This window comes from Clostridium sp. Marseille-P299, assembly GCF_900078195.1.
GTDB lineage: Bacteria > Bacillota > Clostridia > Lachnospirales > Lachnospiraceae > Lachnoclostridium.
Window position 1 is genome coordinate 2,001,460 of sequence record NZ_FJVE01000007.1, and the last position, 15,624, is coordinate 2,017,083.

13 protein-coding genes are annotated in these 15,624 nt (G+C 47.0%); 10 read left to right on the forward strand and 3 right to left on the reverse strand.

All coding sequences use genetic code 11. The annotated features are described in order from the left end of the window. Positions 1 to 30 precede the first annotated feature (30 nt). The 10 genes from BN4220_RS16630 (at position 31) to BN4220_RS16670 (ending at position 12,812) form a co-directional block, all read left to right on the forward strand. Positions 31 to 2,322: a phage tail protein gene (locus tag BN4220_RS16630; protein ID WP_066719059.1), complete on the forward strand. Its 2,292-nt coding sequence runs from the start codon at positions 31 to 33 to the stop codon at positions 2,320 to 2,322. 11 nt (positions 2,323 to 2,333) lie between these two features. Beyond that, positions 2,334 to 3,992: an InlB B-repeat-containing protein gene (locus BN4220_RS16635; RefSeq protein ID WP_066719060.1), complete on the forward strand. Its 1,659-nt coding sequence runs from the start codon at positions 2,334 to 2,336 to the stop codon at positions 3,990 to 3,992. A 16-nt stretch (positions 3,993 to 4,008) separates the two neighbouring features. Further along, positions 4,009 to 5,850, forward strand: a complete 1,842-nt coding sequence (locus BN4220_RS20150) for a metallophosphoesterase family protein (RefSeq protein WP_066719063.1) — start codon at positions 4,009 to 4,011, stop codon at positions 5,848 to 5,850. Between the two features lie 5 nt (positions 5,851 to 5,855). Beyond that, positions 5,856 to 7,178 carry a hypothetical protein gene (locus BN4220_RS16645; RefSeq protein WP_066719065.1) on the forward strand — a complete coding sequence of 441 codons (1,323 nt, stop codon included), beginning with the start codon at positions 5,856 to 5,858 and terminating at the stop codon, positions 7,176 to 7,178. A gap of 78 nt (positions 7,179 to 7,256) precedes the next feature. Continuing rightward, complete coding sequence (locus tag BN4220_RS16650; protein ID WP_066719069.1) at positions 7,257 to 7,679, forward strand: phage holin family protein; 423 nt, start codon at positions 7,257 to 7,259, stop codon at positions 7,677 to 7,679. Position 7,680: 1 nt separating this feature from the next. Further along, positions 7,681 to 8,688 carry an N-acetylmuramoyl-L-alanine amidase gene (locus BN4220_RS16655; protein ID WP_066719073.1) on the forward strand — a complete coding sequence of 336 codons (1,008 nt, stop codon included), beginning with the start codon at positions 7,681 to 7,683 and terminating at the stop codon, positions 8,686 to 8,688. 130 nt (positions 8,689 to 8,818) lie between these two features. Then, complete coding sequence (locus tag BN4220_RS19940; RefSeq protein ID WP_082812359.1) at positions 8,819 to 9,241, forward strand: helix-turn-helix domain-containing protein; 423 nt, start codon at positions 8,819 to 8,821, stop codon at positions 9,239 to 9,241. Then, entirely contained in the window at positions 9,234 to 9,404 is a 171-nt protein-coding gene (locus BN4220_RS20325; protein ID WP_197467952.1) for an SHOCT domain-containing protein, read from the forward strand. The genes BN4220_RS19940 and BN4220_RS20325 overlap by 8 nt, the downstream gene beginning before the upstream one ends. Positions 9,405 to 9,453: 49 nt before the next feature. Further along, positions 9,454 to 11,250: a recombinase family protein gene (locus tag BN4220_RS16665; RefSeq protein ID WP_066719080.1), complete on the forward strand. Its 1,797-nt coding sequence runs from the start codon at positions 9,454 to 9,456 to the stop codon at positions 11,248 to 11,250. Then, a complete protein-coding gene (locus tag BN4220_RS16670) occupies positions 11,229 to 12,812 on the forward strand; it encodes a recombinase family protein (protein WP_066719082.1) in 1,584 nt (527 codons plus the stop codon). Before BN4220_RS16665 ends, BN4220_RS16670 begins: the two co-directional genes overlap by 22 nt. A gap of 59 nt (positions 12,813 to 12,871) precedes the next feature. Here the strand turns inward: BN4220_RS16670 and BN4220_RS16675 are convergent, their stop codons facing one another. From BN4220_RS16675 to BN4220_RS16685, 3 genes are read right to left on the reverse strand one after another with little or no spacing between them, the layout of a single operon-like run. Next, entirely contained in the window at positions 12,872 to 13,141 is a 270-nt protein-coding gene (locus tag BN4220_RS16675) for a hypothetical protein (protein ID WP_066719085.1), read from the reverse strand. Next, positions 13,131 to 15,074 (reverse strand): hypothetical protein, encoded by a 1,944-nt coding sequence (locus BN4220_RS16680; protein WP_066719087.1) that lies wholly within the window; start codon positions 15,072 to 15,074, stop codon positions 13,131 to 13,133. The genes BN4220_RS16675 and BN4220_RS16680 overlap by 11 nt, the downstream gene beginning before the upstream one ends. After that, positions 15,067 to 15,546 carry a helix-turn-helix domain-containing protein gene (locus BN4220_RS16685; protein WP_066719094.1) on the reverse strand — a complete coding sequence of 160 codons (480 nt, stop codon included), beginning with the start codon at positions 15,544 to 15,546 and terminating at the stop codon, positions 15,067 to 15,069. The genes BN4220_RS16680 and BN4220_RS16685 overlap by 8 nt, the downstream gene beginning before the upstream one ends. Positions 15,547 to 15,624 lie beyond the last annotated feature (78 nt).

Consider the following 15,624-nt stretch of genomic DNA (forward strand, 5'->3'; position numbering starts at 1 on the left):
ATCCCGGACGGAATCTAAGGAGGTGGTTTGATGGCGGATAATTTTGGTCTCAAGATTGGACTGGAAGGCGAAAAGGAATTCAAGAAAGCGCTGTCCGAAATCAACCAGTCCTTTAAAGTCCTCGGTTCGGAAATGAAAGTGGTGTCCTCGCAGTTTGATAAAAACGACAATTCCGTACAGGCACTGACTGCAAGGAATCAAGTGCTGAATAAGGAAATCGAGGCACAAAAACAGAAAATTGAAACGCTCCGTGCAGCCCTTGCCAATGCCGCTGAGTCCTTCGGTGAAAATGACCGCCGTACTCAGAATTGGCAGATTCAGCTGAACAATGCAACTGCGGCCCTCAATGACATGGAGCGTGAATTGGACCGCAACAATACGGCTTTGGATGAAGCCGAACGTGAAATGGACGATGCCGCCGACAGCGCTGATGATCTGGAAGAAGAAATCGACGAGGCCGGTGATGCCGCAGATAAATCCTCCGGCAAATTTGAAAAGTTCGGCAGCGTCTTAAAAGGCATCGGTGCCGCAATGGGTGCCGTTGCTGTGGCGGCTGGTGCGGCGGCAGTGTCCCTCGGCAAAGAGGTCATTGCCGCTTACGCCGATTACGAACAGCTGGTGGGCGGCGTTGACACCCTCTTTAAGGAATCCTCGCAAGAACTCCAGACCTACGCTGCCAATGCATATAAGACGGCAGGTATGTCTGCCAATGAGTACATGGAAACGGTCACATCGTTCTCTGCTTCACTTATCCAGTCTCTGGGTGGTGATACTGAGGCAGCGGTAAAATATGCAGACATGGCCATTACGGATATGTCTGATAACGCCAATAAGATGGGTTCGGATATGGCAACCATCCAGACGGCATACCAGGGATTTGCCAAGCAGAACTATACTATGCTGGACAATTTGAAACTCGGTTACGGAGGCACCAAGACAGAAATGGAACGTCTGCTTGCCGATGCACAGGCAATTTCCGGTATTGAATACGACATCAGTTCCTATGCTGATGTTGTATCTGCCATCCATGTTATTCAGGAAAGTATGGGTGTTGCGGGTGCAACAGCAGCAGAGGCGGAAGGTACGATTTCCGGTTCTATCAATGCGTTGCAGGCGGCATTACAGAATATGCTTGTCGGCTTCGGTGATGCCAATGCGGATATGGATATGCTTTGCCAAAACATGGTGGATGCACTCCAAAATGTGATTACCAACATTACTCCGGTCATTGAAAACATGGTCAAGGTTCTGCCTACGGTAACGGGAGCATTGCTTGATGCCCTTGCAGACCTTTTACCTACACTGCTTGAAACGGTGACAGAGTTGTTTTCGCAATTACTGAATACGATTCTAACCTTGCTGCCACAGCTGATTCCCGCGGCGGTCAGTGCTATTATGACCATTGTCCAGGCACTGATTGATAACCTTCCTCTTTTGGTGGATGCTGCCGTGCAGTTGGTGGTGTCTTTGGTAGAAGGTATTGGTATGGCTCTTCCGGAACTTATCCCTGCAGCAGTACAGGCTGTGATTACGATTGTTCAGAGCCTTATCGAAAACTTACCGATGATTTTAGATGCGGCGCTACAACTTATCATGGGACTTGCAGAAGGCTTGCTTGCAACACTCCCGATACTGATTGAACAGCTGCCTGCGATTATTTTGGGTCTTGTGGATTTCTTCATTGGCGCAATTCCGCAGATAATCGAAGTAGGTGTAAAACTTCTCATTGCATTGGTGCAAAATCTGCCTACTATTATCGTGGAAATTGTGAAAGCCGTTCCACAGATTATAGCGGGTCTTGTATCTGCATTCGGTCAAGGTGTCGGTCAGCTTGCAGAGGTCGGTGGTAACCTTGTTCGTGGTTTATGGCAAGGTATCCAGTCCCTCGCCTCATGGTTATGGGATAAGGTGTCCGGCTGGATCTCTTCCATCTGGGACGGCATCTGTGATTTCTTTGGTATCCATTCTCCGTCCGATGAAATGGCGTGGGTCGGTGAAATGCTTGTAAAGGGATTGTCCGGTGCCATTGATTCAAGCGGTAAAGATGCAGTAAAATCTGCACAGCACATGGCAGAAGACATCAACGGCGTTATGCATGGCTTGGCAGCAGAGATGAATACTGCACTGCCTACCGACTTTGACTTTTCTGCCGATGTCGGATACACGGCGGATAAACATACGCCAATGGAATTCACAAATAACCCAGCAAGTTTTACCTTAAATCAGCCGTTGATGATTGATGGAAAAATCATCACAACTATCGTTTCCCAAATTCAGTATAGCCAGGGCCGAGCATCCATTCGTAACCTTGGTACAGTTTAAAGGAGGTCCCTATGTCTTATGTTCTTGATGGTGTGACATATTACACCGTTCGATTTTTGAATTATGATGGTGATGACCTCCTCGGCACTGTCGATGTGCCGGAGGGCGGCGATGCTACACCGTATGCACCGGAACCGGAAGTGTTTGAAACTATGGTGTTTATCGGGTGGAATCGAGATATTACCAATATTGTGAATGACAAGACGGTCAGACCCCTCTACCATAATCTGTACACGGTAATATTCATGAATCACGATGGCACTGCAGCTATGTCTACACAAACAGTCGAGCAGACATATGATGCAGTGCCTCCTGAACCGGAAGTTGTCAGTGGTAAGACGTTTGTTGAGTGGGATACTGATTACACCAATGTGCAATCTGATTTGACTATCAATCCTGTGTATGAGGTTACGGGATTCACAGTGCGATTCTTAAATTATGCCGAGGATGACCTTTTGTCTGTCCAGTATGTGGATAAAGGCGGAGATGCCATTCCTCCGACACCGGAAAAAATAAAAGGAATGATATTCCTTGGGTGGAGTTCATCCTATAGAAATATTGACTCTGATCGTACTTTGAAACCGTTGTATCGTGAAATACCACCAAGTCCGGTGCTGAAGTTCTATGCACCGGCAGATGACAACTCTTCCGGTGATTTGATTAAAAGCTACCGAGCAGTAAATTCCTGTAGCATCGTGCAGAAGTTAAGTGGCGAATGTACGATTGATGTGAGCCTTCTTACCAGAACCACGGAAGGGTATGTTGATGTGAACAGTAGATTGGAATTGGATGGACTTGTGTTCTATATTACAGGACTTAAGAAAAACATTTCCGGCGGCATATGTTATACGCAGTTTACGGGAGAACACATCACATATATTCTCAATAACGATGAGTACAAGGTTACGGCGTTTGAACAATCCGGTACGGTAAAGAGCATCTTAGAAACTCTTTTGATGGGAACACCATTCAATGTGGGTATCGTTGATATTGAGGAAGAGGTCACTCTTCGAATTAACAAGGAATGCACCCGCCGTGCTGCCATTATGCAGCTTTTAGCACTTGCCAAGGGAGAAATCGAGTATTACGGATACACCATTGGTATTCGCGGCCATGTGGGAAACGAAACGCCAATTGATATTGTAAAGAAGGCCTCCGTTCAGGATATCAGCTTCTCATACAGTGTTTCTGATAAGACTACGAACTATGAGATTTCGCTATATAAAAAGGGTTCTCTCGAACTCGGCGATGAACTGATTGTGACGTTCAAACCTATGGCAATCCAGACGGAGAGCAGAATTGTTGGTATGGATTGGAATCCATTTAACCATAAGGAAGTAAGAATCACAATCGGTGCGTACATCCCCACCTTGAACAATTCGCTTTATGAATATATCAATGCCGTGCAGAACATCCGCGATACTACGGCAAAATACACCGTAGAATTTGGTGAGATGATCGGGAATGGCACTTTTTATTTTACCCGTGCCTATCATGACAGACCCTACTTTCATATTCATACGAGTGATGGAAGTGAAGGTGTCATCACGCTTAATCGTAGCGGTGGTAGTGAATTTGGTTCGTATGTGGGAGCAACGCTTTCGGGAGTTGATACTACTACATCAACGCTGCTTGTTTTCTACTGTACCGTCCCAACAGATGAAGAATAACCGGAAAGGAGTATTTATGGCAGGTATTTTTAATGATGAGAAATACAAGATTTCATCTGATAAGGCTATTGAGTTTATCAAAAGGCAGATGAATGTAAATAACTATACCCTTCATCCGGTGCTGAAAGAAGATTATACGGATGCGCATACAGGCCGTGTGCTTGCTGCTGTTGATATTCCGGAGGATGCTATAGTCAATTATCCGAATTATATCTGCTGCGACCAGTTCTACGATGAAACCTATGTAGGTATTTGCAGTGGAAAGCATCAAAACCTCGGTACGGCAGCAAAAAAGATGGGTGTAGAGATAACAACCTACACGGATATGCAGTATCGTTCCAATATCTGCGCCCTTCACGATGATGGGACGTGGCACAGTGAACTCTATTTTAAGGAAACGGATTATTATGGAGTAAACGGAACGGTAACAAAGAAACAGACCTATTGGTACAGACAGGATGTCATTATCAATGAGGTCGGTTCAAATGGTATCAAAGGATTTACCTTAAAATATTATGATTGGCTTGACGAGGATGGCACGGTAATAGATGTGGACAATCTCCCCGGTATGGTCGAGGAACTGTTTAATCAGGAAATCTTTGATGTACCGGAGGGAGAAACAGCACCCAAAGAGGGATTTTTATACGCCGAAACATATACCCTGCGTCCTCAGTTGGTTGACGATACTATATTAGATAATGCCGTACCGAGGTATGCAGATTACACGGCAACGCTCTATATTTTTGCAGACGTTGAGTATGATGCGTTTACTACGGACATTTATTATGATGGCGTTGTCACGCTTGCTGACTTGCCGGAGAATCCGATTATTCTGCCAGATGAACCTGTGCCGTTTATAAGGGATGCCATCGTTCAGCCATATACCTCTGAGGGAAAGTTTATCATCACTTGGATTACTAATTTTACAGATGCTTGTACGATAACTGTAAACGGCACTTCGCAGCAGGTTTCCTGCGAGGATATCGTTGACGGATATTACACCTTTCATGCTGTGGTAGAAGCACCTCTTGGCGGTGAGTATTCCTACACCATTGAAGGGAAAAACGGTGTAACACTTACCAAGAGTTTTGTAGTGCCGGATAATATGAGATTTCTCATTGCAGGTGACCCTCAGATTATTGCGGAAGATTCTGCTGAGAACTGGTATCGTGTACAGACGATTCTTGACCCGTTACCGACGCTTATCATCAGTATGGGTGATCAGGTGGACGCTATCACAGATGGTCTAACAAGGACATCACAGTATCATATGTTTACGGAGCGACATTCCGTTCCGATTGCCACAGTACGAGGAAATCACGATAAAAACGAGCATTTCTTCGGTCATTATGGACTTCCAAATGCAGATGGAGGAAATTTCGCCTTTCTGCATAAGGGAGTCCTTTTTGTTGCTATTGATACAAATAATACAAACTGCCAGTTTCACATGGACTATATTACAAAGACTTTGGCAGAGCATGAATACACATGGTCGATACTCCTTATGCACCATAGTTTGTATTCTGCAAGCAAGTCCGGTGTTTCAGATAATGTGAATACGCTGCGAGAGGGATTGACCGATTTTATTGTGAATCAGACGGATATCTGTATGGTTCTGGCAGGACACGAACATCATCTCAGCCGAACCACTTATCCTGGTAAACTGTTCTTTACAGCACCTACCTGCACAGGTTCAAAATACCATGTGCCGGATAATCCTTCTGCCGAATGGAATGAGGTTGTCATAGAGCAGAAAGAACCAATGTATACGGTCATGGATGTTACCGCAAATCAGATTACGCTGACTACCTATGATTATGAAGGAACAACGCTTGATTCGTGTTCCATCGGGAGGTGATGCTTATGGGATATATTGCGTTTCCGCAGTCTTTTACAGGGAAGAAAATTGTTCGCATTCATGATGTAAATACTGAAATCACAGTGGGAGCAACGGGCAGTGGTTATGATGCGTGGTATCGATACCCGGCCTCGTTTCTGATACCGGATGGTGACCCTCAGTTCAGTAAAGAAGGTAACACTGCTCTCGGCGCATACGGATATATGCTGAACTCCCGTACATGGGCATATGATGTAGGTCTTGCACTATTGGTGTTTGCCACTTCAGGTGACTGGGATATCGTGGATGAAATGCTACACCGACTGATGTTAGACCAGAATACAGACGGAAGTTGGAATTTCTCCTATGACATTTATATCGGGAAGTTGTTTCACGATTATGTTCGTACCGGAGCAATGGGATGGGTTGTCTGGGGGATTTGTTATGCTTTACTCACAAGAACTGACGGAAAAGACAAAACCTCTGAATGGTTTGAAATGTTAGAAAAAGGCGGCAGTTGGCTGTTATCACGCCAAGTAACCAACAAGGATGACCCGCGTTACGGTCTGCTCCGAGGCGGCTATGGTGTGTATGACAACGATTACAATTATACCGATGCTGAGATTGAGTGGTGTTCGGTAGAGCATCAATGCTCCTCTCTGCAGGCATTGGAAGGTTGCGCCCTTGTGTTGAAAAAGAAGAAATACAAAGAGTCAGCGGAACTGGTTCGTGACCAGTTGTTCTTAAAATGCTATGACGCTGAGAACGGCAGATTTTATCAAGGCATCAACAGCGGCAAACCGGATGAGGCATGGGCATTGGACTGCACAACTTGGGCAGGAATGCTCATTTTTTCTGTAGTGCATTCGGATTGTGCCAAAACCTGCCTTGATACAGCCTGCGAGGTTTATCTTACCACGGATAAGAAAATCGTCATGAGTTCCGAAACGGACTATTACAACATGACCTATTCATCCGATGGCACTTTTTCAGGTTTCAAGCCTTACAGTGACAGAACAGCTGATTATGCAGGTGCACCGGACATTGTGTGGACAGAGGGCACTTTGGGATATGCTGCACTTGCTCTTATGTTAGGACGCGCGGATGAGGCAAAGTTCTATGTGGATGAGTGTATTCGCCTGCAGGAATGCAACGGCAGTTCCGGAGGAGTGATATATACCACTGCCACCTACGGTACACTTCCGTGGGAGTTTCATGTTTGGGAGAGTGTTGTATCTTCTGCGTGGCTCTATCTTATTATCAACAATCCTGATGTGCTGTTTCCAAGAACGCTCAGACAGGTTTATTACATGGCCAAAATCACAAATATTGAGGATGAACGGCCTTAAATACTTTATCAACAGATGGTTGTCCGATTGGGCAGCCATTTTGTTTTTCAAAAATTTATGAAAGCGAGGATTTTCACTATGAAAGAATTCTGGACAACTATTCAGTTCATCTTTGCTGGCATTGGCGGTTGGCTCGGCTATTTCTTAGGAGGCTGTGATGGACTTCTGTACGCACTGCTTGCCTTTGTAGTGGTGGACTATCTCACCGGCGTTATGTGCGCCATTGTGGACAAGAACCTATCCAGCTCCGTCGGCTTCAAAGGCATCTGTCGCAAGGTTCTGATTTTCACCCTTGTGGGCATTGCCAACATCATCGATGTGGAAGTGGTCGGCACAGGTTCCGTTTTGAGAACCGCAGTCATTTTCTTTTACCTTTCCAATGAAGGTGTATCCCTTCTGGAGAATGCGGCACACCTTGGCCTGCCTATCCCGGAAAAATTGAAGGACATCTTGAAGCAGCTCCACGACCGAGCAGAAAATATAGAAAGCGAGGACAAATAATATGAAGTTGGTTGAATCGATTTTGACAAAGAACCCATGCTACAAAGCCGGGAAGAAAATCACCGTAAAGGGTCTGATGCTCCACTCCGTTGGCTGTCCTCAGCCCAACGCTACTGTTTTCATTAAGAACTGGAACAGCGAAAGCTACGATCGTGCCTGCGTCCACGGCTTCATTGATGGCAATGACGGCACTGTCTACCAGACCTTGCCTTGGAACCATCGTGGCTGGCATGGTGGCGGCAGCTCCAACAACACCCACATCGGCGTGGAGATGTGTGAGCCTGCCTGCATCAAGTACACCGGCGGCGCTACATTTACCTGCTCCGATACGGCAACTGCAAAGGCTGTGGCCAAGCGCACCTATGAGGCGGCTGTGGATTTGTTTGCATTTCTCTGCAAGGAATACAACCTCGACCCGACCGCTGATGGCGTGATCATCAGCCATGCGGAGGGTTACAAGCGTGGTATCGCCAGCAATCATGGTGACCCGGAACATCTTTGGAAGCAGCTGAACACCGGCTACACAATGGACGGTTTCCGACAGGCAGTCAAAGTTGCTATGGGAATCGAGACTGCACAGCCGGAAAGCGACACTGTCAGCTATCCTGAAAAGCTGACCTCTGGTTATTACCGTGTGCGTAAAACATGGAAGGACAGCAAATCCCAGCTGGGTGCTTACCGTGTTCTGGCCAATGCCAAAGCAAAGGCCGATGAAAACACGGGCTATTCCGTTTTCGACAATGACGGGAATGTGGTCTACGCTCCTTCTGCTGCCAAGGCGGAAACCAAAACCGAGACTGCTTCTTTTGAACCTTACCGTGTCCGCATCGGCATCGCCAATCTGAACATCCGTAAGGGTCCCGGCACCAACTACAACAAAACCGGCCAGTTCACCGGTGTTGGTGTGTTCACCATCATTGCAGAATCTGATGGCGAAGGCGCTACCAAATGGGGCAAGCTGAAATCCGGCGCTGGCTGGATCTCCCTTGACTACGCAAAAATCATATAAGCTCGTGCAGGGTCTGTTGGATTTCTTCCGGCAGGCCCTGTTTTTTTATGCCTAAGTTCGTCAAAACGGCTCTCCCATCTCCAAAAGAGAGTGAGGATAACCCTTTGGGACCTCAGAAATGGAGGTCGCTATGACAAACGAACAGAAACAGCAAATCATAAAATTGCGACAGGACGGATACGGGTATGCTACCATCGCTTCCTCTCTGGGCCTGACGAAAAACCAAGTATCCGCCTTCTGCCGCAGAAGCAATCTGACCGGCACCAAAGCGGCTGTGCATATAGAAGAAAAGCCGGAGCCGAACTGCTGCCGTAACTGCGGCAAGCCTCTGACACAGACATCGGGACGCAAGCCTGTGAAGTTCTGCTGCGATGACTGCCGTACTCACTGGTGGAACGCCCATCTGGACAAAGTCAACCGCAAAGCCTTTTATTCCTTTACCTGCACCTGCTGCGGGAAACCTTTCACGGCCTACGGGAACAGCCACAGAAAATACTGCTCCCACAACTGTTACATCGTGGACCGCTTCAAAGGTGGTGATTGCCATGACTGAGGAGCAATTCGAGCGTGAAAAATTGTATCAGGCCAGCATGAATCTCTTCAAAAGTATGCTGGAAAAGGACCTCATCACCGAGGAGCAATACGCCATAATTGATACAAAAATGCTGGAAAATTACAGGCCATTATTGGGTACATTATTCGCAGAAATAACTTGATAATAGTCGCTTTTAGAGTGATATATAGTAGCGGAAAGGAGCTGATTTTATGCGAAAAATCAACAAAATAGAGCCATTGATGCCTGCGCTACCGACCCGCAAAAAGGTCGCAGCCTATGCCAGAGTTTCAATGGAAAGTGAACGCCTCCAGCACTCTTTATCAGCTCAGGTCAGCTACTACAGCGAACTGATACAGAGCAACCCGGAATGGGAATATGCTGGTGTGTATGCTGACGACGGCATCACAGGCACTAAGACAAACCGAGAAGAATTTCAGAGACTGCTTGCTGACTGCGAGGCCGGGAAAATCGACATTATTCTTACCAAGTCCATCTCCCGCTTTGCCAGAAATACAGTAGACCTTTTGGAAACCGTCCGCCACTTAAAGGAGCTGGGCATTGAGGTCCGCTTTGAAAAGGAGCGCATCAATTCCTTGTCCGGCGATGGCGAGGTCATGCTGACGCTGCTGGCTTCCTTTGCACAGGAAGAAATCATCAGCCTGAGCAACAATGTAAAATGGGGAACCAGAAAGCGCATGGAGCAAGGCATCCCTAACGGCCACTTTAGAGTGTACGGCTACCGCTGGGAAGGCGACCAGCTGGTTATTGTCCCGGAGGAAGCAGCCATTGTTCGACGCATCTTCCAGAACTTCCTTGATGGCAAGTCCCGCCTTGAAACCGAGCGAGAATTTGCCGCCGAGGGCATCACCACCAGAGACGGATGCCGCTGGGTGGACTCCAACATCAAAGTGGTTCTCAGCAATATAACCTACACCGGAAACCTGCTCCTGCAGAAAGAATATGTGGAAGACCCGCTTACCAAAAAGCGAAAAAAGAACCGTGGCGAGCTGCCGCAGTTCTATGTGGAGGACACCCATGAAGCCATCATCGACAAAGAGACCTTCGACTATGTGCAAGCTGAAATGGCAAGACGCAAAGAGCTGGGCGCTTTCGCAAACAAATCCCTGAATATTACCTGCTTTACCAGCAAGCTCAAATGCAGTCGCTGCGGATGCAGTTATGTGCGTAATCAGAGAGCCAACCGAACCAAGCACACTTCCACCTACGACGATACGATTGTGGTTTGGGGATGCGGCACTCAGAAGAAAAAAGGTGGCCGCTGCTCCAACAAGGACATTCCGGAGCGTGTGCTGCGAGAAGCCTGCGCTGCTGCACTGGACCTTGAGGACTTCGACGAGGATATTTTCCTTGAGCGTGTTGACACCATTCAGGTGCTGGACGGTCAGGTTCTGGAGTTTCATTTCTACGACGGCACTGTTTCCCAGATTGAATGGGTATCCACAGCCAAGAAAGATTGCTGGACGGATGAACACAAAGACCGCCAGCGTGAGTGGATGCGCAACTACATGGCGAACGCTACAGATGGCCGCTATTCGGAATTCACCACCAGAATCCGCTGTGATAACTGCGGTAGCACTTTCCGCAGGAATACGCAACCCAGCAAGTCAGCCGACGGCGGCAAGATGCATTATTGGCGCTGCCCGACTTCCGGCGACTGCGTTACTACCGGCATTCGTGAGGACAGGCTCAAGGAACTGACCGCTTCGGTGATGGGCCTTGCCGAACACGATGCGGAAGCCTTCAAAGCGCAGATCGAGTACATTTCGGTCGCTGCCGGTATGGTTCTGACCTTCCACTTCTTTGATGGCCGGGAAGAAAGCATCCAGTACAACACCAAGCGCCAAGGCACAGCATGGACACCGGAGCGCCGTGAGAAATTCAAATCTTCTATGCAAGGCAAATATACCGAGGAGCGCCGACAGGCCATGAGCGAAAATATGAAACGGATAAGGAGTGAGAAACATTGGTCGTCCAAAAGAAAGTAACCACAATACCGGCGACGCTGACCAGATTTACAGCAACGCCAATCAACCAGCAGAAAAAACGCCGTGTGGCCGGATACGCCCGTGTTTCCACCGACCACGATGACCAGTTCACCAGCTACGCTGCGCAGGTTGATTATTACACCAACTACATCAAAGGCCGTGACGATTGGGAGTTTGTCGATGTTTATACCGACGAAGGTATAACCGGAACCAGCACCAAGCGTCGTGAAGGCTTCAAGCGCATGGTCGCCGACGCTCTGGACGGAAAGATTGACCTGATTGTCACCAAGTCGGTCAGCCGATTTGCCCGTAACACCGTCGACAGCCTGACTACCATTCGACAGCTCAAGGAAAAAGGCATCGAGGTCTATTTTGAAAAAGAAAACATCTGGACCTTTGATGGCAAGGGCGAACTGCTCTTGACCATCATGTCCTCACTGGCGCAGGAAGAAAGTCGCAGCATTTCCGAGAACTGCACTTGGGGTCAAAGAAAGCGCTTTGCAGACGGTAAAGTCACCGTTCCATTCAACCGCTTCCTCGGTTACGACCGTGGCCCGGACGGAAATCTGGTAGTCAACCCGGAGCAGGCAGTTATCGTGCAGCGCATTTACGCCATGTTCCTGCAGGGAATAAGCTACCACGGCATCGCCAAGCAACTGACCGTCGACGGAATTCCTACACCCGGCGGCAAGGATAAATGGAGCATTTCCACTATCCGCAGCATTCTCAGCAACGAGAAGTACAAAGGCGACGCACTTCTGCAGAAGTCCTACACCGTGGATTTCCTGACCAAAAAGACCAAAGTCAACGAGGGCGAAATCCCACAATACTATGTAGAGGAAAACCACGAAGCCATTATTTCACCGGATGTTTTCGCAATGGTCCAGCGTGAAATGGCCAAGCGTGGTCGTGGCAAGAATTATCATAGCAGCGTACACGCATTCTCCTCGCAGATCCGTTGCGGTCAGTGCGGATGCTGGTATGGCTCAAAGGTCTGGCACTCCAACAGCAAATACCGCAAGACCGTCTGGCAGTGCAATCACAAATTCGACAACGATGAACATTGCACCACGCCGCATCTGACGGATGAGGACATCCAGAACGCTTTCCTGTCGGCGGCAAACAAGCTGCTGGCCACCAAAGACGAGGTCATCGCCAACGGTCACGAGATGGTGGAACTGCTTTTTGACACTTCCGAGCTGGAAACGGAACAGACCACCTTGCTGGAAGAAACGCAGCTGATTTCGGATATGGTACAGCAGAGCATTTACGAGAATGCCCATGTTGCCCTCGACCAAGCGGAATACCAGAAGCGCTATGACAGCCTGACGCATCGATTCGATACTGCAAAGGAGCGCTTGGAGACGGTCATGGCCCAGCTCCAGCAGATGCAGCTGCAACGAGCCGACATTGAAACTTTCCTCCAGTCCTTTAAGGAGCTGCCGGACACACTCACCGAGTTTAGCGCTGAAAACTGGCATGCGCTGGTGGATTACGCCACCGTCTACAGTGCAGACGATATTCGCATCACCTTCAAGCACGGACAGGAAATAAAGGCATAACCCCATAGACGCAGAAACGCCTCACCACTGGATTTGATTCCGGTAGTGAGGCGCTTTTTTTATTCATCGCTTGATTTTATTTTCTTTTCGAGAGGAGCAATGAATGCTTCTTTCCATACAACAAATTGCTTTGATGGTTTCTTGGCACGTTGCCTCCACTGTTCAAGATGCAAGATGTAAGCATCTTTATTCATCTCGTTTGCGTCATCTCTAACTTTGTACGCAAGATCATTGCAGTCAACACAGAAGTTGAGCTGACCGTCCTTTGTCTTTACTGCAGCAAAGGACTCAAACAGTTTTTTCTTTCTTCCACAGCAATCACATACCATATGCTAATCCTCCTTCCAAGACTATACTGCTTATAGAACTACCCATTTCTGCTTCTTCATCCGCACCAATTACATGGCGTTTCTTAATGATTTTACGAATTTTCGGCTCAAGATAATCTACAACATCCTTTTCTTGGTGGTCTGACTTCAGAAGACCCTGTTGCAAATCTCGCAGATTATCTTCGTCGTCATCTAACATAGAAATAATCATATCCTGCTCATCAGGAGTCAACATATAATCGATAAACTGATTGAGTAGTACCGCATTAAAAAGGCGAGCTGTTATAATGGCATCATCCTCATGCAGAAGGTTTCCGATAGCTTTTACTGCCGTACCACCGAGTGCGCCTCCTACAACACCCGCAACAAGACCGATTGCAGAGCCAACCTTTTTATTTACTTTTTCTCCGATTGTCTTTCCAAGTGCTGCACCTGCGGCAGTAGTCGCTGCTATGCTACACATAAACGAAGCCGCAAGTGATGTCATGTTCTTCCAGTATTGAGAACCGGAGATTTTTCCACTAATCGCCTTATATGTGTCAGGCACCGTAAAAACAAAAAACATGATACCTTGCGTTATAGCAGTAGAACCTAAAAATTTTGCAAAGCTTTTTTGTGCTGCTGCCCCGTAAATTGCCTTTTTTCCAGCCAACGCTCTGAATGCATTCACAATTTCCTGAACTAATTGCGGACTCAAACTCTTACTAATTTCCGTGGCCAAAGGATTCAGTGAAGCAGCTAAACTGGTACGAGAAATCTGGGATGCGATGATACCTCCGGCAAAAGCAAGACCATAAACCTGTATTCCTGTGTACAATGCACTTTTTGCAGCTTTCTTATAGTCCTTGGTTACCCAAAAAACTTGAGCAAAAGCTACAACTGCAGATATACCAAATGCCGACAAACAGGTCACTGCGCCGGTAGCCACATCAAATGTAATTGATTCAATAGTTCCGGCCTTTGCAAGGTTGAGTGCTTGATTATAGGTAAGTTTTCCTTTTCGAATGATGTCATAGGCCATATTCGGATCAGAAACTCCCGGCACCTGTCCGTTGCTAATTCTTGTTTTCATATATTCAATGGCCTGTGAATACTGGTCCGCAGGAACTTCAATTTTCATTGCGTTACCAGACAAATCGTAGTAGCGGAATGTTTTCGTTCCTGTCGTTGGATCATTTTTGAAACAAGAATTAACAGACGAATATGCTGTTTTACAATACTTGCACTGGATGGGTGAAGCATCAACAATTTTATCGGGACCGTTCTTTGCGTTATCACGTCCTACAACAGTTGCTTGTTCACCCGCTAAACGGTCCAGAATCGTTCCGGCTTCTTCTGCATAAATGCCGTGGCCAGTCTTTGTCTGATCAGCTCCATACGCTGCATTGAACATGACACCTTCAACATTTACAGTATTTATAGCACTGAATGTTGAATTTTCGACGGTAGCTTCGGCAAGCTCTCTCCGCTCAATAGCCAGCTTTTTGTATTTTCGGAAAAACTGAAATAACGCTGCGCTTTCAAATTGTGCCAGTTCCGTCTTTCCAGCTTTCAATGTATACCGTGTTTTTCCTTTACCAGCATCGAAAGCAACAACCTCATAATCCTCTGGAGAATAATACTCCCACGGAATAATTTGATATATTACCTTCACCGTGTTAGCCTTTTCTTTTGAACCGCTCTGCTTCTTTTGTTCTTTGGCAAGGTCATTATTATGCTTAACTTCATCACGTGTAGCCTTTACAATCAAACCACGGTCTGTAATCACGATACCTGCCGGATATCCTCCAAAACTCGAAATATCTGCCCATCTGATTTTATGATCTGTTGGGACAGGAATATATTCATGGATTTTCTTTGTATTGGCTTTATCCAGCAAGGTAGGCGATTCAGGTAATTGTGCAATCAGCTGTTCTAAAATATCGTCAATCATGAGCGTCCTCCTTCTCTCCAGATAGGCTATCAATCAGTTTTTGAAATTCTGTGATTTGCGACCGGTCGGCTTCAATTTGCTTTTGAAGCTGATGAATAGTATCTTCCTTCGCTTTGATGGCCTCAGTATATCTTTGGATTTCACCACGGAGGAAGTTGATAACATCTTTGTTAGAAATGCGGGCCTTCTTCAGCTGTTCTGCATCAATTAGCTTCTGCGCAACCAGACCTCCCACCATAACGGTCGGCAGTACGGCAGCTCCAACCACTGCACCTGCTAATGAGGCTTTTGCCGCAGCTGCATATTTCGGTGAAGATTTGAGAAACTCATGAAGCGCCGCTTCGTAGACAATGTGTCCACCTTTTTTCGATTCTATTGTCGCATCGAGCTTTTTGTCACGAATCCATCGACGCACGGTTTCAGGATTTGTATTCAGCATTTCAGCGATTTCTTTTACGCTATAGGTTTTCACGCCATCGCCTCCTTCCTAACTGAACATAGTATATCACAAAAATGTAGCATTAACAAGTGTTTTGTAGTATTAAAATGT